Source organism: Pantoea sp. JZ2, assembly GCF_035191405.1.
In the GTDB taxonomy this organism is placed as follows: domain Bacteria; phylum Pseudomonadota; class Gammaproteobacteria; order Enterobacterales; family Enterobacteriaceae; genus Pantoea; species Pantoea stewartii.
Window position 1 is genome coordinate 284,711 of record NZ_CP045247.1, and the last position, 19,187, is coordinate 303,897.

The 19,187-nt window shown below is 53.2% G+C and carries 23 protein-coding genes and 1 pseudogene; 4 read left to right on the plus strand and 20 right to left on the minus strand.

The window, feature by feature from the left end; all coding sequences use genetic code 11:
• Positions 1-3 precede the first annotated feature (3 nt).
• The 16 genes and pseudogenes from GC087_RS01310 to GC087_RS01385 all read right to left on the minus strand — a co-directional run bounded on the left by GC087_RS01310 (position 4) and on the right by GC087_RS01385 (position 11,488).
• On the minus strand, positions 4-1,080 hold the full coding sequence (locus GC087_RS01310; RefSeq protein ID WP_324029455.1) for a DUF6453 family protein: 1,077 nt from the start codon (positions 1,078-1,080) through the stop codon (positions 4-6).
• Positions 1,081-1,082: 2 nt separating this feature from the next.
• Complete coding sequence (locus GC087_RS01315) at positions 1,083-1,274, minus strand: hypothetical protein (protein WP_324029457.1); 192 nt, start codon at positions 1,272-1,274, stop codon at positions 1,083-1,085.
• An 11-nt stretch (positions 1,275-1,285) separates the two neighbouring features.
• A pseudogene (locus GC087_RS01320) lies at positions 1,286-2,946 on the minus strand (terminase large subunit).
• Complete coding sequence (locus GC087_RS01325; RefSeq protein ID WP_116585060.1) at positions 2,930-3,286, minus strand: phage terminase small subunit P27 family; 357 nt, start codon at positions 3,284-3,286, stop codon at positions 2,930-2,932. Before GC087_RS01325 ends, GC087_RS01320 begins: the two are co-directional and overlap by 17 nt.
• A 305-nt stretch (positions 3,287-3,591) precedes the next feature.
• Positions 3,592-4,029: an HNH endonuclease gene (locus tag GC087_RS01330; RefSeq protein WP_324029459.1), complete on the minus strand. Its 438-nt coding sequence runs from the start codon at positions 4,027-4,029 to the stop codon at positions 3,592-3,594.
• Position 4,030: 1 nt separating this feature from the next.
• Positions 4,031-4,333 carry a head-tail connector protein gene (locus GC087_RS01335; protein ID WP_324029461.1) on the minus strand — a complete coding sequence of 101 codons (303 nt, stop codon included), beginning with the start codon at positions 4,331-4,333 and terminating at the stop codon, positions 4,031-4,033.
• Positions 4,326-4,664 carry a phage head closure protein gene (locus tag GC087_RS01340; protein ID WP_164482693.1) on the minus strand — a complete coding sequence of 113 codons (339 nt, stop codon included), beginning with the start codon at positions 4,662-4,664 and terminating at the stop codon, positions 4,326-4,328. The genes GC087_RS01335 and GC087_RS01340 overlap by 8 nt, the downstream gene beginning before the upstream one ends.
• The gene (locus GC087_RS01345; RefSeq protein ID WP_324029463.1) at positions 4,661-5,878 is read right to left on the minus strand and encodes a phage portal protein; all 1,218 of its coding nucleotides are present in this window, start codon (positions 5,876-5,878) and stop codon (positions 4,661-4,663) included. Before GC087_RS01345 ends, GC087_RS01340 begins: the two co-directional genes overlap by 4 nt.
• A gap of 1 nt (position 5,879) precedes the next feature.
• Entirely contained in the window at positions 5,880-6,440 is a 561-nt protein-coding gene (locus GC087_RS01350; protein ID WP_324029465.1) for an HK97 family phage prohead protease, read from the minus strand.
• A 51-nt stretch (positions 6,441-6,491) separates the two neighbouring features.
• The gene (locus tag GC087_RS01355) at positions 6,492-7,658 is read right to left on the minus strand and encodes a phage major capsid protein (protein WP_324029467.1); all 1,167 of its coding nucleotides are present in this window, start codon (positions 7,656-7,658) and stop codon (positions 6,492-6,494) included.
• Between the two features lie 232 nt (positions 7,659-7,890).
• Positions 7,891-8,193: a hypothetical protein gene (locus tag GC087_RS01360; RefSeq protein WP_324029469.1), complete on the minus strand. Its 303-nt coding sequence runs from the start codon at positions 8,191-8,193 to the stop codon at positions 7,891-7,893.
• Positions 8,194-8,546: 353 nt separating this feature from the next.
• Entirely contained in the window at positions 8,547-10,658 is a 2,112-nt protein-coding gene (locus GC087_RS01365; RefSeq protein WP_324029471.1) for a DUF927 domain-containing protein, read from the minus strand.
• Positions 10,659-10,660: 2 nt separating this feature from the next.
• Positions 10,661-10,939 (minus strand): hypothetical protein, encoded by a 279-nt coding sequence (locus GC087_RS01370; RefSeq protein ID WP_324029473.1) that lies wholly within the window; start codon positions 10,937-10,939, stop codon positions 10,661-10,663.
• A complete protein-coding gene (locus tag GC087_RS01375) occupies positions 10,932-11,123 on the minus strand; it encodes a hypothetical protein (RefSeq protein ID WP_324029475.1) in 192 nt (63 codons plus the stop codon). Before GC087_RS01375 ends, GC087_RS01370 begins: the two co-directional genes overlap by 8 nt.
• Positions 11,116-11,295 (minus strand): DUF4222 domain-containing protein, encoded by a 180-nt coding sequence (locus GC087_RS01380; RefSeq protein ID WP_324029476.1) that lies wholly within the window; start codon positions 11,293-11,295, stop codon positions 11,116-11,118. The genes GC087_RS01375 and GC087_RS01380 overlap by 8 nt, the downstream gene beginning before the upstream one ends.
• Positions 11,288-11,488 (minus strand): host cell division inhibitor Icd-like protein, encoded by a 201-nt coding sequence (locus tag GC087_RS01385; protein ID WP_324029478.1) that lies wholly within the window; start codon positions 11,486-11,488, stop codon positions 11,288-11,290. The genes GC087_RS01380 and GC087_RS01385 overlap by 8 nt, the downstream gene beginning before the upstream one ends.
• A gap of 196 nt (positions 11,489-11,684) precedes the next feature.
• Here GC087_RS01385 and GC087_RS01390 point away from each other — a divergent pair, with 196 nt between their 5' ends.
• On the plus strand, positions 11,685-11,870 hold the full coding sequence (locus GC087_RS01390) for a YlcI/YnfO family protein (protein ID WP_324029480.1): 186 nt from the start codon (positions 11,685-11,687) through the stop codon (positions 11,868-11,870).
• 3 nt (positions 11,871-11,873) lie between these two features.
• Positions 11,874-12,089, plus strand: coding sequence for a hypothetical protein (locus GC087_RS01395; RefSeq protein WP_324029482.1), 216 nt, complete (start codon positions 11,874-11,876; stop codon positions 12,087-12,089).
• Between the two features lie 477 nt (positions 12,090-12,566).
• On the opposite strand, the gene GC087_RS01400 is transcribed toward GC087_RS01395, so the two are convergent.
• The 4 genes from GC087_RS01400 to GC087_RS01415 all read right to left on the minus strand — a co-directional run bounded on the left by GC087_RS01400 (position 12,567) and on the right by GC087_RS01415 (position 15,839).
• Entirely contained in the window at positions 12,567-13,367 is an 801-nt protein-coding gene (locus GC087_RS01400; protein ID WP_324029484.1) for an antA/AntB antirepressor family protein, read from the minus strand.
• 9 nt (positions 13,368-13,376) lie between these two features.
• Positions 13,377-13,679 (minus strand): helix-turn-helix transcriptional regulator, encoded by a 303-nt coding sequence (locus GC087_RS01405; RefSeq protein WP_164482683.1) that lies wholly within the window; start codon positions 13,677-13,679, stop codon positions 13,377-13,379.
• A gap of 176 nt (positions 13,680-13,855) precedes the next feature.
• Positions 13,856-14,617 carry a hypothetical protein gene (locus tag GC087_RS01410; protein WP_324029486.1) on the minus strand — a complete coding sequence of 254 codons (762 nt, stop codon included), beginning with the start codon at positions 14,615-14,617 and terminating at the stop codon, positions 13,856-13,858.
• The gene (locus tag GC087_RS01415) at positions 14,610-15,839 is read right to left on the minus strand and encodes a tyrosine-type recombinase/integrase (protein WP_324029487.1); all 1,230 of its coding nucleotides are present in this window, start codon (positions 15,837-15,839) and stop codon (positions 14,610-14,612) included. Before GC087_RS01415 ends, GC087_RS01410 begins: the two co-directional genes overlap by 8 nt.
• A gap of 508 nt (positions 15,840-16,347) precedes the next feature.
• Here GC087_RS01415 and prlC point away from each other — a divergent pair.
• Both prlC and rsmJ read left to right on the plus strand, forming a co-directional pair.
• A complete protein-coding gene (gene prlC / locus GC087_RS01420; RefSeq protein ID WP_205950856.1) occupies positions 16,348-18,390 on the plus strand; it encodes an oligopeptidase A in 2,043 nt (680 codons plus the stop codon).
• A gap of 7 nt (positions 18,391-18,397) precedes the next feature.
• On the plus strand, positions 18,398-19,150 hold the full coding sequence (rsmJ, locus tag GC087_RS01425) for a 16S rRNA (guanine(1516)-N(2))-methyltransferase RsmJ (protein ID WP_033738260.1): 753 nt from the start codon (positions 18,398-18,400) through the stop codon (positions 19,148-19,150).
• Positions 19,151-19,187: the final 37 nt, after the last annotated feature.

Consider the following 19,187-nt stretch of genomic DNA (forward strand, 5'->3'; position numbering starts at 1 on the left):
GCGTTAAAAATAATGGCTGGCGTCAAGGCAGGGTAACTGGCAGGCAACCTGCATGGCTTTCGGGTACTGGTAAAGCACAACCTCTCTCCCTGTGGAGCGTGCTCTTGCAGTTGAGACAGCGTTGCCGCTCATCTTGAAACCAGACTCCAGGCAGACTCTATAGCTGTAATTGTTCGCGTTCCTGCTGTAGTCGCCGCGCTGAATACCCAGACTGCATAACGGAATCATCGGCTGTGCAACATTGCCTGTAGGGTTGACCCACGAAAGCACCTCGCCTGTGGTGTCGTCGTAATTTTCGTATGAACCGAAATCATAATAGGCGTCTGACCACATCACGGGGGCTAAGGCGCTGGAGTAGACGCACTGACCCGCCGCATTCCATATGGCAATGCCAAATCCACTGGCTGGCAGGGGTGGGCTGAATCCGCATGACACGATAACGATCTGGATATTTGATACGCTGCCGCCCTGCACGGAACCTGCTGTCGAACCAAACCCTGTGTACGTCCTGATTGTATTGCTGTCTCTGTCGAGATAAAGCGGCGTGTCGGTATTTGACCAGCGGGCAAAGACAATGTAGTTACCCAGAGCGGTGACGGAAGAAGGGATCGTCCACTCGCCGTTTACGCTGATAACCCCCCGGTACGTGACAAACCCGAGATAGGATGAGTCCGTTATCTTCATAAAGTTTGCGCCGTTAGAAACGAGAATACCGAAATCTCCCCCTGTGGGCCTGTCTGCGTAAGCGACTGAAAACACATCGACGTAACCTGCCGGAGAAGCATTAGGGGGATTCTTCCCGGGCGTAATCCATTTGGGTCTGTAACTCAGCGTGTTTCCGCTGTAGCTCAGGGAAGTGGTACAGGCAAGTACAGGGCCTGCCGGATTGCCGGATTCATAAACCCTGACGAGATTTCGCGGCACGATAAGGGATTTTGAGTTACCGGGTTGCGGCTTCATAGTCACGGCTGAGCCGTTAGCGGGCAGTGAAGCGCCCCCCAGAAAAGAAGCGTAGCGCATGCCCGCCGTTAACAGAATGGGTTTGCCGCCGTCTGCGGGCTGAACGGATAAACCAAACATAATTAACCCTCGCTGTCCGGGTCTGCTTCACCGGCACGGAAAAGGATAGCACCCTCAATATTGTGGAACGTTACCCGGTTTTCTCCGATGGTGATCGTGCCCGCCTCATCGCGGATCACCTCGTCAAAGGCCTGCAAGCCGTCACTGCCAAACATCTGAAAAACTTTTTCCCGCGCTTCTGCGATATTTTTCATACCCTGCTCCGTTAGATTCCGTTGAAATGACTGAGCCGCGCTTTGTGGCTGTCGCTCATGCTGAATGCAAAATCTTCATGCTCTGCCTGCCATGTGCCGAACGCCATGAGCGCGGACACGGCGGGGTCAATCTTGTTGGCCGATTTCTTTTGTTGGGCTTGATGTTGGCGTTGGCGTCACTTTCCATCACCACGTTACTGATGGCCCACGCCAGCACCGGATCGCCGTTGTGACGGATGACTTTACGGTTAACGAACACCTCCAGAGACTTCGCCACCGGACTGAATTTAAGGTAGGTCTGCTGGAACGGCTCAACGTCCAGCCCCGCGCCCTGTAGCTGGGTGCGCAGATGCGTGGCGTTCCAGGTGTCAAAGCCTACCAGCCTGATGCCGAACGTCTCCGCATCGCGCAGGATATCGTCGCGGATGCGGTCATAGTCGATGCAGTCTCCCGGCGTGGTGCGTATCCAGCCCGCTCTGGCCCACTGGCGGTAGACGGCGCGGTTCTTGTTCGCCACGTTCTGCAACTGCGCCTCGGGCAGGTAGTGACGGGTCAGCAGCCGGATTTCACGGTCAGACGGAAAGGCGTAGCAGACGCTGGCAATGTCGCCGGTTGAGGACAGGTCAAGGCCTGCATAGCACTCCAGACCGTGCAGGTCAGATTCACTGTAATCAGCTTTGCAGGCGTCCCACGCGCCCGCGCCCATCCATGGCGTAGCCCCCTGACACCAGATGTTGAAGCGCTTCGTCAGCATTTCCACCCACTGCGAGGGAATGCCCCGTGCCTTGCTGATGGTGTCTGCCAGCGCCGTGGCGTCAACGGAGATATTCAGGTTCGGGTTGGCCTTGATCCACATGGCCGGGTCGTCTATTTCTGCCTCGTCGTCCAGCTCGTAGATGAGCGCGAACAGCGAGTCGTTGACCTCCTCACCCGCCAGAATCTGGCAGCAGTAGTCGTAGTGCTGTTTACAGGCCGACACGATGTTGCTGCCTGCTGTGGTGATGGCGAACAGCAGCCCTTCAGGACGTGCGCCCATGCCAAGCTCAAGGGCCGAATACACGCCGTTGTCAGGGTGAAGGTGATACTCATCGACTACCGCCAGGCTGGGGTTAGTGCCCTCAATCGTGGCCGCTTTTGCCGCCAGTGGCTTTAACAGGCTGTTGGACTTTGCATAATTCATTTTGTGCTGCTGAATGGTCAGACGCCTGCGAAGCGGTTTTGACAGCAGGCACATCTGACGCGCGTCATCAAAAACGATACGGGCCTGATCGCGGCTCACGGCGGCGGTGTAAATGTCCTGCTGGCCGTCCTCCATCACCAGAAACCAGTTCGCCAGCATAGCGGCCACGGTGGACTTAGCGTTCTTGCGCGGCACCTGAATGTAGGCGCTCTTGTACTTACGGCGCCCGGTTGCCGCCACCTTAAACCCCAGCAGGCAGGCAAAGGCGAACTGCTGCCACGGCTCCAGCGCTATCGGCTGACCGCGCAGCGGCCCTTTGACGTGCGGACACAGCACGGAGAAGGCGATAAAGCGCTCAACGGTTGCGCTGTCAAACCGGTAACGGGGGTCATTCAGGTCTGAAAAGTAGCGTTCGACGGCCTGTTTTACCCGCTTACAGGCCGGAATTTCGCCCGATTTTATGGCGTCTGCGTACTCATGCCAGGCGGTCAAGTTCGTCTTCCTCTTCGGTTTCAACCGGGGTACGGCGGCGGCTGACCGGATCGAAGCCCAGCAGCGAGGACATTTTAATCATGATTTTTTCTGCGTCCGCTTTGGCACTCAGCGCCGGGTTGCGGCTCTCGCCGCCCTGACTGTTGGTGATGCTGAACCCGCGCTTCTCAAGGTCTGCCACCGCGCGGCGGTACATGGCGTAGTTAACGCAGTAAAGCTCCAGGCTGTTCCAGTCGGCGGGCGTCAGGTCTCCACGTTCCGCAAGCTGTTTCGCCTTCGCTTTCCATTGCTGCGCCGCAATCTCATCGAGGTAAGCCGGCGGTTTCGGAGGTCTGGCCATAAAAATTATTTTCCTGCTCGTTTTATTTTCAAAAAAATCACCGTGCGTAAAAATCTGAGGAGGCGGGTGGTGCCACCGGGTCAGGGCGTTGTCATGGCAGACACCCCCACCCCTCGATGATAATCATTCTCATTGATATAGTTGCATCTGCAATGATTTCACCCCTGAACGGTCAGCGGTTGCGCATCGCCTCGCGTATGTCACGCTCACGCTCTCTCATGCGCCTGCCCTTGCTGGCGGGCTGTCTGCGGGTGAACTGGTCACGGCTGCGGGTGAGGCCTGCCATAATCTGTTTCATCTCCTGCTCAGTCATGGTCATACATCCAGTTGTTGCGCTGCGCGGCGGCTTCTTCCTGCTCCCTGAACTTACCGGCTTTCCGCTGCTGCTTGGTCAGCGGGTCAGTTGTGGTGGTCTTGCGTGAGTGGCAGGAATGGCACAACGGCTGATGATTGCTGGCAGGCCAGAACAGTACGTCATCGCCGCCGTTAATCGGGATGATGTGATCGACGATGGTTGCAGCGGTGTAGCGATCCTCTTTCAGGCAGTGCACGCACAGAGGATGAGCACTCAGAAACACCAGGCGGTATTTATCCCACTCAGGCGTATAGCCACGCTCACGGCGTCCACCACGGCGGGCGTTCTGCTGTCGTGAGGCTTCCCGTTTGTGCTCATCACACTTGCCTGACTTAACACGCTTGTTGCATCCTGGCTCACTGCACCGGCGTAAGGGTTGCCACGGCATATCAGTACACTCCCGGATCGCGGTACGCTGACCAGAGCGCGGAAATCGCCATCGGCACCTCTTTGGCTTCGATATCGCTGACGGTGGCGCGGTACTCATAAAGCTGTGAGACGTACATCATGCAGCCCACCTTCAGGGCAGGGTTAAAATCAATCTGCGGTGGCTCGGTGTCAAAGCGCTTGCCGATATGCTGCTGACAGACCTCCAGAGCGGCGGCGATGTAGGCCTCAATCAGCGCGTCTTCGTAGTCATCGTCAATGCGGCAGTGCATCTTTGCTTCTGCCAGCGTGATTAACTCAGGCATTGGATATCCCTCCCTTGCAGAGAATTTCCAGGCGGGAATGGTCCGTATCGGGAATGACGGCTACAATGCCGTAAACCTGACCACGAATGTTTGGCAGGCTGTACAGGATGCGGTTAGCGGTGGTGATATCGTCACGGTAGCGTGTCCAGATACGGACTGTGGCTACCGAAAGCTGGGCACCGGATGCGATTAATTCTTTGCCGCTGATGGCCCTGATTTCTGCCCAGACGGTCGCAAGGTCAGACCAGACGTAGATCACCTGCCCCATTTTGTCACGATGGGTTTCCGACTTCTGAAAGGTAATGCGGCGCTTCATTTTTCCGGCTCTCACTGGTCAGCCTCCCCGGACTTCTTCACGCTGACTTCCTGTTTCCATGCCTGGCTGAACTCATCACCGCCTTCACGCGGTGGCATCCCTTCCAGCAGACGGGCATCGTTCGGGCTCAGGAAGCCGTTTTTAATGCCGGTCTGGTAGTTCTCGTAGCGCTCTTTCGGCGTACCACGCAGCAGGTCGGCCGTGTCAAACTCCACCTGATAGCGGATGCCGGGAACGGACGGAGACGCCACCAGTGCGGATTTAATCTGCTGCTCAAAGTTGGTCAGCCACGGGCGCATGGTCATGGTGGCAAAGGCACGGCTCGCCTCGCTGAAGTTGCTGTAGGTGCTGTTGCTGTATTCCTGCAGGAAGATGGGCGACACGTTGAACATGCGGGCAATGTCTTCGATAGAAAACCGGCGCGAAGCCAGCCATTCGGCATCCTGATTGCTCATGCCTAACTGCTCGTACTCCATACCGCCCTCAAGAATCGGCGTTTTTCCGGCGTTACGTGCGCCCTTGTAGCGCTCCAGTGCGTCAAGTGCCTGCTTGCCCTTCACGCTGTCGAGCCACTCTTTGGCCTTCACGATGCCCGATGCCATCATGCCGTCTTTCATGATGCTGGCCCCGTGACGCTGCTGAGCCAGACCCAGCCCCAGCGCTTCGCGGCAGACGGAAACGGGTGAGCGGCCTAAAAAGCCGTCTTCCGTGGCATAGCGCAGGTGAAGGATTTCTTCCTGAAGATAAACGCGCACGTTGCCGGTATACGGTTCGGTGATGGTGTAGCGAAATTTACGCTCGCCGATGCGCTCCGGCACAACCGAACCCGGCGCATAGGGATAGAGTGACTGCGGCTGACCGTCACGGCCCCACGTAATCACCGCATAGGCGTTACCGTTCAGCAGGCAGTGCCGCATCATGGTACGTTTGAACTGGTAGGCGGTCTGCACCTCGTTCGGGCGCTCATTGAGCAGAAAATCCACCGGGTGGTTGCTCATCCACTCGCGTTCTTCCTGTCCGTTGATGTGGCGAACCTGATAAAGGAAGCACGGCATGGTTGCCACCGCCTCGCTGATGACCGATACGGCATTCATGACCGCCGGCAGGGATTCCGCTGTACCGGATGAAACGTATTCACCTGAACCGGTATTGGGTATCCCTGCCATCGCCATGAACTCATCAATCGTCATGCTGCGCTGTTCTTCTTTTTTACGACTGAAAGGCCACATATCACAGCCCCGCTAAATCAGCCCAGCGGCGGCGGTTATCACCATGGCGGCGTAACTCAGGGTGCTGGGTAAAAAGGGAACGCTGCGCCACTTCAACCGCGCTTTCGGGGTAGGCAGGCATACTGGTGACGGTGACTTCGATCAACTCAGCCGTGGTGATGGTGCGCAGGTAAGGTGCCAGGGCGATATCCCATGACTCTTTCAGCGCACGAAAGCCAAAGCTCATGCCGGACAGGTCGCCACGCTCCACCAGCGTCAGCACGTCACGGCCTAACTGCGTGTCAGGCGGCGTCAGCTCGAAGCGTAAGCCGGTATCGTCCTGAGAGAGTTGCAGCGTGCCGGATTTGGTGCGGCCCAGAAGCTGGGTGTAGTTATGCTCATACAGGGCGCGAACATCCCCACCAGCGGCCAGGCTGTCAGTAAAGGCCCCCGGTGCAAACTGTTCGCGGAACTCATCCCAGATAACTTCTGACAGGCTGTTCCAGCGCACGGCATAGCCCACCAGCTTTTTATCGCTGGCGGTGACTTCAGAGGTGCGGATTTCAAATTCTTTTGTTTTCATTGTCGGCTTCCACAGAGGCTGAAAAGGGGCCGTAGCCCCTCATGAACTGAATCAGGAACCTGAACCAGCGATTTCCAGCACTTTGATGGCGTTAGAGTCCACCACGCCGCCGCCAACGTATTTGTCGGTATGAACTTTGTAGAAGCCCGGCTCGGTGATGTTGTCCGGGCGGGTGCGCACGCCGGTTGTGTGGTCAACGATGAAATAACCGCGTCTGAAGTCACCCACGGCCAGAAACGCTTTACCGGCTGCGGCATCTGACATCGTTTCAACGTACTGAACCGGACGGCCCAGCAGCGTATCCGGAGAACCGGCAACCAGACGATCTCGCCAGATGTAATCCCCGTTGCCGTTCTTCAGCTTCTGAAGGGCTGCGGCGGTGTTGGAGTTCATCACCCAGACCGCATTTTTACGGTATTTGGCTTTCAGCTTGTACAGCAGGTCGATCAGGCCGTCAGCGGTCACGCCAGATGAAACGATTTTTTCCAGCGTACCGAACGGACGGGCCTTGTCGCCGGTGGCCGCGCGGGGATAGGTCAGGAAGCCTTTCGCCTTCTTCACGCCATCGCCGTTAACAAAATCGTCTTCTTCCACGGCGGTGAAGGTATCGGCAACCTCAGACGACAGCCAGCCCAGAATATCCACCTCGGAGAAATCGAGAATCTCCTGAGTGGTTTTCGGGTAGGCGTAAATCGGATTCAGTTTAATGCTGACCTCTTCCAGCTTCGGCGTGGCGGTTTCGGTGCGGTCTTCGCCTTCCGTACCGCGCTTAACCGTGGTACCGCCAACAGACACCAGCTTCTGGTATTCGTTGGTTTTGGTGGTCTTTACCGTGGCGATGGAGCGCATCACACTGTCATCCTGAAGCTGGCGCATGATCTCTTTGTCCAGCTCAGGGATAACGGTATAACCGCCATCAGCGCCAACGGCAGTAGACAGGGCGCGGCGCTCCCCGGTCAGGATATAGGTGCGCAATTCTTCGTTGGTGACGCCTTTTCCCTCTGCGGGAATGCCTGGCTGACTACGGTCTTCGTCATGTACGGCTTCAAGGCGGGAGATTTCTACATCGAGGTCAGCGACTTTAGCGCGGAGTTCGTCAAACTGTTTGCCTTCTTCGTCGTTCAGGCTGCGCTTTTCACCGTCTGCGGTGGTCAGCAATGATCGCATCTGGTCTTTAAGGGCGGTTTTCTGCTGGCGCAGTTCAAAAAGTTTTTTCATGAAGTGGTTTCTCGTAACAATAAAAAGTTAAGACGTGAAACCGACAGGGAAGGGGAGGCCGTTAAACCTTTTTCTGCCTCGCGCAGGCTGTACTCACTACAGCTTGATTTAACGGCCAGTGGCGGCTCACGTCTGAGTGCCACTCTCTAAGATATACATGATAAAACCAGAGTAAACAGTAGTTTGTATGCCTGAACACTGGCGATAAGATGCGAACAAATAATTTACAAAACTATTCTCTGGCGCAGTCCATCGCGTCATCAAGGAGGTATCTTTTTGCCTTCAGCTCATCAATGAAAATATCAAGCTGCTCCTTACTGGCTGCAATAACTTCGCCCGAAAACTGGTGGCGAAGGAAGCCATTGTGATCCACATAAAAGAACGCATCACGGCGTGACATGTCACGGTAATCACTCAGCGCCATAAGCTGCAAGTCTGTTTTGCTGCGTGGCATACCGAAGTGATCCTGATGCTCTGCAATTTTGCTAATCAAAACCTGCGAGTAAATCTGTTCATCTGTCAGTTTTGCACTCATAACATCCTCTCTTTTTCGTATATATAAACAAAACGTTGTTGGTTCAGTTGGTTCAGTTGGTTCAATTTGTAAAGATGACTGTTTTTAAAGGGTTATTTTTTAAAAAGTGAACCAACAAAGGCCCGTTTTGAACCAACAAACGGGGTTTTGATGTTGGTTCAGTACGACTCGCAATTTTTCGAGGCTTAAATCCTGTTGGTTCAAATCACACGTTTGTTGGTTCAAAATCGCTATTTGTTGGTTCAGTGTTGGTTCAGTTTTTTAAAAAAATTATCAGTAAAATCATATAACTAATAACTTACATGTATCAGTGAACCAACTGAACCAACAAAATAAACGCTTACGTGTAACTATTATTCATGCTCATCCTGTTGATACTGCATGACATAAACATTTATTTGCCTTCCATCTATGCGTGGCGACTTGCGTTGATAACCCCTGCCACTTGCAGGCGGTGTGAGCATCCCGGACTCTGCCAGAACGCGGGCAAACTGCTTAGCGTTGAAACCCTGAGCCATCTCTTTTTCAAACGTTGCCGGGAAGGTGTAAAACACCATTGGCGAATCGTCATGCTTTCCGCGCTCCCTGTAGCCAGCCAGATCGCGTATCGGCATGTCTGACGGATTGTAAGGCAGTGGCGCAAACCGGCTCAGCCCATGAGCATTCAGGAACGCTTCGCATTGCTCGATGATCTGCTGATACTCCTTGTTGCCGGTGCCGAACTCTTTTACCCAGGCGTTAAAACAGTGCTGTATGGCGTCACGACTCTGTAGCTCCGTCCAGCCCGTAATGGCTGTTCCCATGACCAGCGCCGCCTCAAGAATGGCGAACCGCTCACCCACCCTGTGCACCTGCTCACCGTAGTCAGCGGGAATTAATGCCCGCCAGCGCGTCTGAGCATCGCGCACCGCCTGTTTAGCCTCCTGCTGGTGGGATGCCAGATAGCGAACCCATTCGCGGCCAGCTGCGCCGTGGTTAGCCTGATAGGCCTCCTTCAGCGCATCGGCATGTTGCTTGCCGTTCTGGTAATCATGGAACACAGACGCTTTTTCCATCGGGATATTCAGCAGGCGAACAAGCTGACCAGCCTTAACGCGGATTCCCCCCGCAGACAGGAAGGTTTCGATATCCATTTCACCGGTACTGATCGCCACCGTGCGCCAGCGCTTCAGGTCGCGGTTGCCGCCTTCTTTCGCGCCCTGTAGCTTTCCGGCTCCGTTGAACAGGGTGTAAGCAGACGTGGCCACGTCTTTGGCGCTGCTGCCCTGCCCGATTTCATCAAGCGGTAACAGGCTGTCGTTGTGTGCCTCCGCTTCGTTGGCAATACCCAGCGCCGTGCCGTACCACGTCAGGCGCAGTGCGTCAGGCTCACCCCAGAGGCTGCTGGCAATGTTGGCCGTGGTCGTTTTACCCGCACTGGACTGCTCGAAAAGGTGAACGCCGAACCCGTCAGCACCCACCAGCCCGATAAGCGGGGCTGAGAGCGCAGCAGCAACGCCCAACATCATTGACGGGTTACCACAGGACAGACGCGACACAGACTGCTTCCAGCTCTCCGGCGTTCCCGACACCGCATAACCTGACGCAGCCGCGCTGCGCCCGTTAAACAGGATTGGTGTCTCAGGTTCGCCGATCACTTCACCATCCGGCATGATGTACGCGCCGTGATGCCAGCCGGTGGTCTGGCTGATAATCCATTCCTGACCGCTGCCACTCTGCTGTAGCCAGTCAGCCAGGATAGCCCGGTAAGAACTTTTGGTCGTGACGTTCACCCCACCAGCTTTTAACGCCCGCCAGCCGTCACGCTCACCAATGTCAGCGCTGGGAATGGGCCGGGTAATATCCTCTTTGCCTCGCGGTGAACGCCAGCGGAGAACCAGATAACGCTCTGCCCCATCACTACCGGAACCGACCACCTCAAGAGGTGAGCAGAGCCACGCCTCGTTATTGATGATCTCGCCGCTGTCCTTATCGACTTTAGGCGTAATCCAGAACAGACCGTCTTCGCGCCTTTCTACCCGCGCTTTAAGCTCGTCACCCGGCTCAGGGCGCACGTTCTTTACGGGCAGGCTGATTACCACGCTCTGACCTTTCTCCGCTTCCTCTTTCAGCCGAGGAAGTTGCGCCGTCCAGTCCTCAAGCAACTGATATGCCTCGTCGTACAGGCGGGCCTCTTTCACACCAGCAAGCGCCAGCTTTGTCGCTATAGTGGTGATTTCAGTCTGTGTCAGGTTACCGCCCCGATAAACGCTGACGTAGCGGCGACCCTCATTGATGATTGTCACGGAGCTCAAATCCCTGAGTTCCTTAGGGCTCAGAACCACGGGCGGCGTTTTGTCGTTCATCGGGTTTGAATCCTGCCACGCCTTAGCAAAAGACCAAGCGTCATCACCGGCAAAAATAATGGCTTCCTCCCCCTGATCACTCGGCAGATGCTTAACATTTGGGGCTTTACGTACTCTCATGATTAACGCCCCTTTTCCTGATCGATCTGCTCAAACTGCGTGATTTGGTAACAGCGGCTTACCCATAAGTACACTTCCTGCCTCAACGGAATGTCCTCAATCTGGGGAATAACCTCAGTCATGAGGTGATGCAGTCCGTTACCAATACGCATCAGCCGTGCGCGGGAGATATTTTTGATATCCGGGTTACTGGCCTGCCCCATGACCTGACCAATGCGGAGATCGTCTGAATGCATCTGCTCTAACTGGCAGACGTTTGAGAACTGTGCTTTATCAGACATGGTGCACCCCCGCTGTCTCAACGGCTTCTCGGGTTTTAACGCAACGCTGAATGGCCCTTTCTAACAGGTGCAGGGTAATTTCGTACTCATCATCACAGCGGTGATCCATTTCCATAGCAGCCCTGATGATGGTTTCAAGGCCGTAAAGTTCACTGGCAACATGAACTGGGGTTTGCTTATCCATGGCTGACCTCCTGAGCAGGGGTGAACTCTTTAACAAAACGTTGTTCTGGCCATGTGCAGGGGCATGTGAAGCCGTCACGAACAAAGCCAACTCGATTGAATGCAGCAGAAACGATAGTGACCAGTTCGCCGCGGCTGTTTTGCCAGCGCTGTTTAGGTTGAATGTTATGCATGGTTCACCACCACTACCGGCAGGCGTGCAGCCAGTGAAAGAATGAAGTACGGGGCCAGTACGCGGCGGGCGTCTTTCTCATTTTCTGCAATGACTGACAGGAGGCAAGGCTTAGCCGACATGTCAGCGCGATCAATAGCCAGAAAACGCCATGTAAATTTTGGGTGAGTTTGGGTACTATGAGTCTTAGCCATAGTCGTTACTCCATTTAACGGTTTGGTCAGAAGCCTGGTTAGTGCTGGTGACACTACCGGGCTTCGCTGCTTTTGCACCTGAGGGAATTCTGAGGTGTCGGACAAAGAGTATTTATTGGTGTCGGACACGTCAAGGCTTGAAACATATTTTTTTTTGTTTATCATTGTCGGACACCCAACTACAAGGAAACCTGCAATGGCAACAAAATCAGTTAATGCAAAGTCAAAAAGGATTGATGTAAGAGTGCCACTGAGTATTGCAAGCGAAGTTGAGCGCCTTAAAGATTCAGGCGAGAGTGCAGGGCAGTTTGTTGTTACTGCGCTGGAAAGCGAAATAAAACGCCGCCAGCGAAAACAGGCTAAAACAGAACCAAAGGAATGAACCATGAAGCGCTGGCCCTTTGATGATGACGATCCACCAGCAGAAGGCTTTCCTGACCGCACAACAAACGCTGTATCCGAGCAGGATTTGCGCACCCTCCGCAAGAAGAAGCGTGAGCGGGAAAAGGCTGGCTTTACACCCAGAACGATTACAAATGCTCTTTCTGCTGACGTAGACGCATATCTTGCCCAGGGTAAGCGCAAAGATTCAGAATGCTGACAGTAATCTCCTGACTTTTCAGGAGCCAGATTATCTCCCCGGATTTGGGGAAATGCCTGAGCCTTAATCTGTAAGTAACTGATTTCTTCGATAACCTCATTTTGAGGTAACCGGTCTTTTCCCCCAATGAGGTAAAAGCTCAGAACCGACTCGCTTAAAGATAATCGGATGGGCTCATCGATTATAGGGGTCGATCCAAAAGTCGAGACACCCCCCTTCGCTTTTGAAGGTGCCAAAGATGCGCTGTAAAACCAGCTTATTAGCGATGACGACGATGCGTCCAACTTTGGACGTATTGATGAAGCGCATTTTTGCGGTTCGGTCAACAACGTTGGCCCATTTACAGCGGTGGATTTCCCGCAGCCAGAAAAGATATGAGCAAATCTTCGCGCATTGACCTGACCGATCAGTGTGATATTATTTTCAGCGATATTTGAGAAGTGACTTAGGCGGCCCTGCAAGGCCGCTTTTGTTTTATTAAGCTCCCGCATTTCCACCTCCCAGCAACCCAGCCTCCAAAAGTTTTTTAGCAAGCCACTGAGTACCCTTCGGCGTAAATTTTGCCTGGGTAAACGCATGCCCGTTATTCATGTTCTCACCAGTTTTGACGGTAAAGCGTCCTGACTCGATGTGATGGGCGTAAGGTGTCAGTTTTCCTGCCAGTGCATACATGATCCCTTTATCAATCAGGAAGCGGCGCAATACAGTCTCTTTGACGTTCAGCAGCTTTGCAGCCTCCCTGAATCCCAGACTGCCAGCTGAATTGACAAAGCGGTCAACGAACTCAGCTTTTGGCGCCGCATCCTGCAGCTGGCTTTCAAGGCGCGAGGCTTTCTCTGCAATGTCAGCGGCAAGCCGTAAGGCTTCAGGTAAGGATTGAGGAATAGCAGCCGCTGATTTCGCCTGACGCTCGCAATTGATGAAATAGCGGCGTACTTCACGCCCCTTTTCATTGCGCTCTACCATCGCCAGCTCTTTCCCCATATCTGTGGTGATCAGATAGTCAGCACCCGGACGGCCACCAGCAGAGGTTTTCCCCCATTCGGGGGTAAACCGGTTAATATTTGCGCTCCCCAAAATGGGGGAACTCAAATTTTCGACGACGATAAAATCCACGCCTGATGTAAAGCCGTATTGATTAATGCGAGCCTTGATCCATGTTGTGAAGTCGCGGCCAACCTCCAGAAAAGCATGAAGCTTTTTAGCGCTAACCACAGAGGCAGACTCACCACAAATATTTCCCTGCTGGATGGGCACCAACTGATTTAATTTCTTCATGATGGCCCCTTAAGCTGTTTTGCGGCTGTATGGGTTATTAACGTTGTTTACTGACGGCGGGTTGCGAACCCACCAGAGCACATCAGAAAGGAGCCAGGCGCAGCTATTGCGGCCAAAATGACAACGGGCAGGAAAACGGCCTTCCTGTTCCATCTTCCAGCGGGTAGAGCGGGAAAGGCTGGTGATTTCCACGCACTCATCCTCACGAATACGCTTGTCGTATTTGAAAGCGTACTCATTGAGAATAGTGCGGCGTTGCTCAGGAGTCGGGGGGGTAAATTGTTGAGCTTGCGCAGGTGCATTATTTGACATGTTTACTTCTCCGTTTTGGTGTTATGGAGATTGTGCAGTGTCAAAAATGATTATGTAATTTGCGCTAAACCTCTATTAATAGCTGTTTATACATCATTGGCAGAAAATCTTGATTCTTGGTCAATTTAGTGACATTGGCGTAAATTAATGCACTTTACCCAATTTTACGCCAATGTCTAACTACTTTTGTTAATGCTCACTACTGTCTCAATATCAATATCAGAATTAAGAAAAATACTGCTTATGACCGCTGTAATATTGTAAAGTGAGTCACCAAAACCACTTTTGAAAAAGTCACTCAAAGACCTAACAAAAAAGGTTTTTTCAGGCGTTCCGCTCTTCCTTTTTATAACTGATACCGGATTAAATTCTTCTGCTTTCTGACTAAGAGAATCAAGAACATAGCTAAGGTAAGGTCCGTTTACCCCGACTGAATTCCAGGCGGCAGAAATTCCTAATACATCGTCAGTGTTATCTACATATGTACCATTAACTTCTGAACAATATTTATCCAGCACATAATCCATGACCTTTAATCTGTCACCGCCTTGCCATTTATCTTGGAATCTTCTAACAAAATAACCATGGCTCATGTAAGAAGTTACCGAACTATCAAGCGGCGTGCCGTCTAACTCCATGGAGAGCATTCTTGAAAGTTCAGAAATCCTCTTTATCTTAGCTATCTTATTTTTATGCGTCACTAAATCCCATTCGCTAGGACCTTCGGCCAATTCATTTATTTTCATGGCAAGGCATGCGAAGAAAAAAAACGGACTATTCAGAGAATTTGCTCTTTTAGAAAGGGCGCTCCAAATGAACATCATTCGCTCATCAAAAATCAATTTAGAGGTGATATCTTTGCATCCATCAGCATTAATAAGCTCAGACTCATAATACCTAATGATTTCTTCATGAACATAATCAGGATAATTACTCATTTCCACCAGCCTTAAGTAAAACTACGTTTTTGTGGTTACCTGCAAGTACTTCAAGCCGATCACACCACTTATTAAGCGCATCCAGCTTTTCAGGCAGATACTGACTGCGGTTGTAAACTGCCATTACGCCGCCCAATGAGTGCCCTAGCAGTAATTCAACAATATGAGGCGGTATACCGAGATCGTTCATATAGGTTGAGAAAGTGCGGCGCAAATCATGTAAGCGCCAGTGCTCATCATGACTGAGCCTTTTTGCGACATATGCGCCCACCTGGCTTACTGCTGTATTCTTTTTCAGTTCGCCCAGCAGATAGCCTGTGTGTCTGTTCTCGTCCACCAGCCGCTTTATCAGTGGAAATAATTTTTCAGGAATCGGCCTGATAATCTTCTCGCCGGTCTTGCTGTGGCTTTCCGGTACAGTCCAGAGTCTTTCCTTCAAATCCCATTCCCTGATTTCTGAGAGCCTCAGTTCTACAGTACGGGCACCGAACACCAGCAGCAGATGAATAATGTTTTGATAATAGGGCGCAAAGAAATCTGCTCTCAGCGCGGTTAGCAGGTCACGCAATTCACGGTTAGACAGAACGCGCTTGCGACGATTCACCTTTACACCAATATCCTGCATTGTGAGGCCGTCCAGCGCATGGTAGACGGCAAACCGCCGAACGCGGCAAAACTTAAAAGCCTGCTGTGACATTTGCAGAAGCATTCCGGCAATGCTTGGAGCTGTTTTCTTTGTTCGGGCAAGGCAGGTAAGCCAGTGATGGGTTTCACAGTCTGATAGAGCCATTTCGCCAATGTGCGGGAATATATGCTTGTCGAAACGCTCACGGTAGCGGGTATCGTTGACCAGATTGCCATCCACGTATTCGGCAAGCCAGTACTCAATAGCGTCTTTCACCGTGGCAGGCTTTAAGGTTATTTCCCTGTCCAGTTTGAGCATTCTTTGCGGGTCACGACCTTCTGCCAGCCACTGGCGGCACTGATCGCGTAATTCTCTCGCTTTGGATAAGGTCAGGTCTGGATAGCGGCCCAGCGTAGCCAGTTTTGCCTCTGTAGCGCGGCCACCCAAGCGATATTTGAAAAGCCATGTAATTGAGCCTGACTTGGTGATCCTGACCATCAGCCCGGCACCATCAGATATTTTTACCAGCTTGTCAGATTCCACGCCCAGCAATGAGCGAAGTTTTCTGTCGCTTAACTTATTAATGGATGTAGCCATACCTGATGCGCCGTTTTATTACCCCACCGATTACCCCACAGTCTGCCGCATAACTGCATAAACGTCAAAAAACACTGGAACAATGTACAGTGGGTTTAAAAGGTTAACTTGTTGATAAATAACAAAACTGGGTAAGCATGAGTAAGCACAAAAACCATTAATGAAGATTGTGGCGATAACTCAACATAAAAAAGGGTATGTCCGCGGTTGAAGCTAAAAATAATCAAGTTGGCCCGATTATAACGACAGATAAGAATAATTGCTGGCATTTCGCGCACGGCAGCGGGCCTCTGGCCCTGGATTACAGGGTAAACCTTCTGCGCCATCGGTGTGTTAGCCTGTTTTATCCTCTGCTATGGTTAATCCAAACGCCGGCGGAAGGCCAGCCCGGCGCTATTCTGCTATTCATGACCGGTTACACCATTGATTTTCAGCATTCCAGACCGCATGTTAATAAGATTGCGTTGCGCGATTCATCGCGCCCCACACATTGTTAAAGGACTGCGCTATGACTAATCCGTTACTCACCTCGTTCACGCTTCCCCCGTTTTCGGCGATTAAGCCTGAGCACGTGGTGCCTGCCGTGACCGACGTTTTAAATGAATGCCGGGCGATGGTGGAAAAAGTGGTAGCGCACGGCGCACCTTACACCTGGGACAATCTTGTCCAGCCGCTGGCAGAAGCCGACGATCGCCTGAGCCGTATTTTTTCGCCGGTCAGCCATCTGAACTCGGTTAAAAATAGCCCGGAACTGCGTGAAGCCTACGAGCAAACGCTGCCGCTGCTGTCTGAGTACAGTACCTGGGTTGGTCAGCACGAAGGGCTCTATCAGGCTTACCGGAATTTAAAGGAAGGCAGTCATTACCGCACGCTGGATCAGGCGCAGCAGAAAGCCGTCGATAACGCCCTGCGTGACTTTGAACTGTCCGGGATTGGTCTTGAAAAAGACAAGCAGCAGCGCTATGGCGAAATTGCCGCGCGTTTGTCTGAGCTGGGCTCTGCCTACAGTAACAACGTGCTGGATGCCACGATGGGCTGGAGCAAGCTGATCACTGACGAAAGCGAACTGTCGGGCATGCCGGAGAGCGCACTGGCCGCAGCGAAAGCGCAGGCTGAAGCCAAAGGTCAGGAAGGCTGGTTGCTGACGCTGGATATTCCCAGCTACCTGCCGGTGATGACCTACTGTGATAACGCCGCGTTGCGTGAAGAAATGTACCGTGCTTATTCCACCCGCGCCTCCGATCAAGGCCCTAATGCGGGCAAATGGGATAACGGCCCGATTATGGCCGAGGAGCTGGCTCTGCGCCACGAACTGGCTCAGCTGCTGGGTTTCGACTCCTTCGCGGATAAATCGCTGGCAACCAAAATGGCGCAAAGCCCTGCTCAGGTGATCGATTTCCTGAACGATCTGGCCGACCGCGCACGTCCACAGGGCGAGAAAGAGCTGGCGCAGTTGCGTGCTTTCGCGAAGAAAGAGTACGGCGTGGAGACCATGAATCCCTGGGATCTGACCTACTATGGCGAAAAACAGAAACAGCACCTCTACACCATTAGTGATGAGCAACTGCGTCCTTACTTCCCGGAATCCCGTGCGGTGTCTGGCCTGTTTGAAGTCGTCAAACGCATCTATGGCATCACCGCCAAAGAGCGGACGGATGTGGATGTTTATCACCCGGATGTGCGTTTCTTCGATCTGTTTGATGAAAGTGGCGAGCTGCGCGGCAGCTTCTACCTTGACCTGTATGCGCGTGAGCATAAGCGTGGCGGCGCGTGGATGGATGACTGCGTTGGGCAGATGCGTAAAGCCGATGGCAGCCTGCAAAAACCGGTCGCTTACCTGACCTGTAACTTTAACCGTCCCGTCAGTGGTAAACCGGCGCTGTTCACGCACGACGAAGTGATCACCCTGTTCCATGAGTTTGGTCACGGCCTGCACCATATGCTGACCCGCGTTGAGGCGGCTGGCGTGTCAGGCATTAACGGTGTGCCATGGGATGCGGTGGAACTGCCAAGTCAGTTCATGGAGAACTGGTGCTGGGAGCCGGAGGCGCTGGCGTTTATTTCCGGGCACTACGAAACCGGCGAGCCACTGCCTGAAGACCTGCTGAATAAGATGCTGGCAGCGAAAAATTACCAGGCGGCGTTGTTCATCCTGCGCCAGCTGGAGTTCGGTCTGTTCGATTTCCGTCTGCATACTGAATTCAACCCAGAAAAAGGCGCACAGATCCTGGAGACGCTGCGCGAAGTGAAAAGCAAAGTCGCCGTGGTCCCCAGCCCGGAATGGGGCCGCTTCCCGCATGCGTTCAGCCATATCTTCGCGGGCGGATACGCAGCGGGTTATTACAGCTATCTGTGGGCCGATGTACTGGCGGCGGATGCGTATTCACGTTTTGAAGAAGAGGGCATTTTTAACCGCGAAACCGGTCAGTCCTTCCTCGACAACATTCTGACGCGCGGCGGTTCGGAAGAACCGATGGAGCTGTTTAAACGCTTCCGTGGCCGTGAGCCTCAGCTGGATGCCATGCTGGAACACTACGGTATTCAGGGATAAGCCGTACGTGAAAATTTGTTTGTTTGATGAAACAGGCGCCGGTGACGGCGCCTTATCTGTTTTGGCCGAACGCTGGCAACTGACTCATTGTGACGATGCGGTGCTGGCGCTGGTAAAGACCGCAACGCATCTTGAACTGCGTAAGCGGGATGAGCCTAAACTGGGCGGCATCTTCGTGGATTTTGTTTCCGGTGCCATGGCGCATCGCCGGCGTTTTGGCGGTGGCCGTGGCGAAGCGGTAGCAAAAGCGGTCGGCATTAAAGGCAGTTACCTGCCCGACGTGGTGGATGCGACCGCCGGGTTAGGGCGCGATGCGTTTGTGCTGGCGGCCTTAGGCTGTCGGGTGCGCATGCTGGAACGGCATCCCGTGGTGGCGGCGCTGCTGGAAGACGGGCTGGCGCGTGGCTATCAGGATGCGGAAATTGGTGGCTGGCTGCGTGAGCGTCTTTCACTGATTCATGCCTCCAGTATTCAGGCACTCACCGATATTGCGCCACCGCCAGATGTGGTTTATCTCGATCCTATGTATCCCCATCGACAAAAAAGCGCCATGGTGAAAAAAGAGATGCGGGTGTTTCAGTCATTAGTCGGCGCGGATGAGGATGCGGATGCCTTGCTGGAACCGGCACGCCGTCTGGCAAAGAAGCGTATCGTGGTGAAACGTCCTGATTATGCGCCACCGCTGGCCGGTGTCGTGACGCAGTCTGCGGTGGTCACGAAAAGCCACCGCTTCGATATCTATCCGCCGCTCGCGGAGTAGTCATGTCAAGCCGGTCGGCGACGACGTTCCTTCACGT

Excerpts from the sequence above, each read along its gene's own strand:
- GC087_RS01335 (WP_324029461.1), bottom strand. The coding sequence starts at position 4,333 with ATGCCTGAGTTAATCACGCTGGCAGAAGCAAAGATGCACTGCCGCATT.
- GC087_RS01410 (WP_324029486.1), bottom strand. The coding sequence starts at position 14,617 with ATGAGTAATTATCCTGATTATGTTCATGAAGAAATCATTAGGTATTAT.
- GC087_RS01380 (WP_324029476.1), bottom strand. The coding sequence starts at position 11,295 with ATGCATAACATTCAACCTAAACAGCGCTGGCAAAACAGCCGCGGCGAA.
- GC087_RS01345 (WP_324029463.1), bottom strand. The coding sequence starts at position 5,878 with ATGTGGCCTTTCAGTCGTAAAAAAGAAGAACAGCGCAGCATGACGATT.
- GC087_RS01385 (WP_324029478.1), bottom strand. The coding sequence starts at position 11,488 with ATGGCTAAGACTCATAGTACCCAAACTCACCCAAAATTTACATGGCGT.
- GC087_RS01395 (WP_324029482.1), top strand. The coding sequence starts at position 11,874 with ATGAAGCGCTGGCCCTTTGATGATGACGATCCACCAGCAGAAGGCTTT.
- GC087_RS01315 (WP_324029457.1), bottom strand. The coding sequence starts at position 1,274 with ATGAAAAATATCGCAGAAGCGCGGGAAAAAGTTTTTCAGATGTTTGGC.
- GC087_RS01310 (WP_324029455.1), bottom strand. The coding sequence starts at position 1,080 with ATGTTTGGTTTATCCGTTCAGCCCGCAGACGGCGGCAAACCCATTCTG.
- GC087_RS01400 (WP_324029484.1), bottom strand. The coding sequence starts at position 13,367 with ATGAAGAAATTAAATCAGTTGGTGCCCATCCAGCAGGGAAATATTTGT.
- GC087_RS01330 (WP_324029459.1), bottom strand. The coding sequence starts at position 4,029 with ATGCCGTGGCAACCCTTACGCCGGTGCAGTGAGCCAGGATGCAACAAG.
- GC087_RS01375 (WP_324029475.1), bottom strand. The coding sequence starts at position 11,123 with ATGGATAAGCAAACCCCAGTTCATGTTGCCAGTGAACTTTACGGCCTT.
- GC087_RS01370 (WP_324029473.1), bottom strand. The coding sequence starts at position 10,939 with ATGTCTGATAAAGCACAGTTCTCAAACGTCTGCCAGTTAGAGCAGATG.
- prlC (WP_205950856.1), top strand. The coding sequence starts at position 16,348 with ATGACTAATCCGTTACTCACCTCGTTCACGCTTCCCCCGTTTTCGGCG.
- GC087_RS01365 (WP_324029471.1), bottom strand. The coding sequence starts at position 10,658 with ATGAGAGTACGTAAAGCCCCAAATGTTAAGCATCTGCCGAGTGATCAG.
- GC087_RS01360 (WP_324029469.1), bottom strand. The coding sequence starts at position 8,193 with ATGAGTGCAAAACTGACAGATGAACAGATTTACTCGCAGGTTTTGATT.
- GC087_RS01415 (WP_324029487.1), bottom strand. The coding sequence starts at position 15,839 with ATGGCTACATCCATTAATAAGTTAAGCGACAGAAAACTTCGCTCATTG.
- GC087_RS01355 (WP_324029467.1), bottom strand. The coding sequence starts at position 7,658 with ATGAAAAAACTTTTTGAACTGCGCCAGCAGAAAACCGCCCTTAAAGAC.
- GC087_RS01350 (WP_324029465.1), bottom strand. The coding sequence starts at position 6,440 with ATGAAAACAAAAGAATTTGAAATCCGCACCTCTGAAGTCACCGCCAGC.
- GC087_RS01390 (WP_324029480.1), top strand. The coding sequence starts at position 11,685 with ATGGCAACAAAATCAGTTAATGCAAAGTCAAAAAGGATTGATGTAAGA.
- GC087_RS01405 (WP_164482683.1), bottom strand. The coding sequence starts at position 13,679 with ATGTCAAATAATGCACCTGCGCAAGCTCAACAATTTACCCCCCCGACT.
- GC087_RS01325 (WP_116585060.1), bottom strand. The coding sequence starts at position 3,286 with ATGGCCAGACCTCCGAAACCGCCGGCTTACCTCGATGAGATTGCGGCG.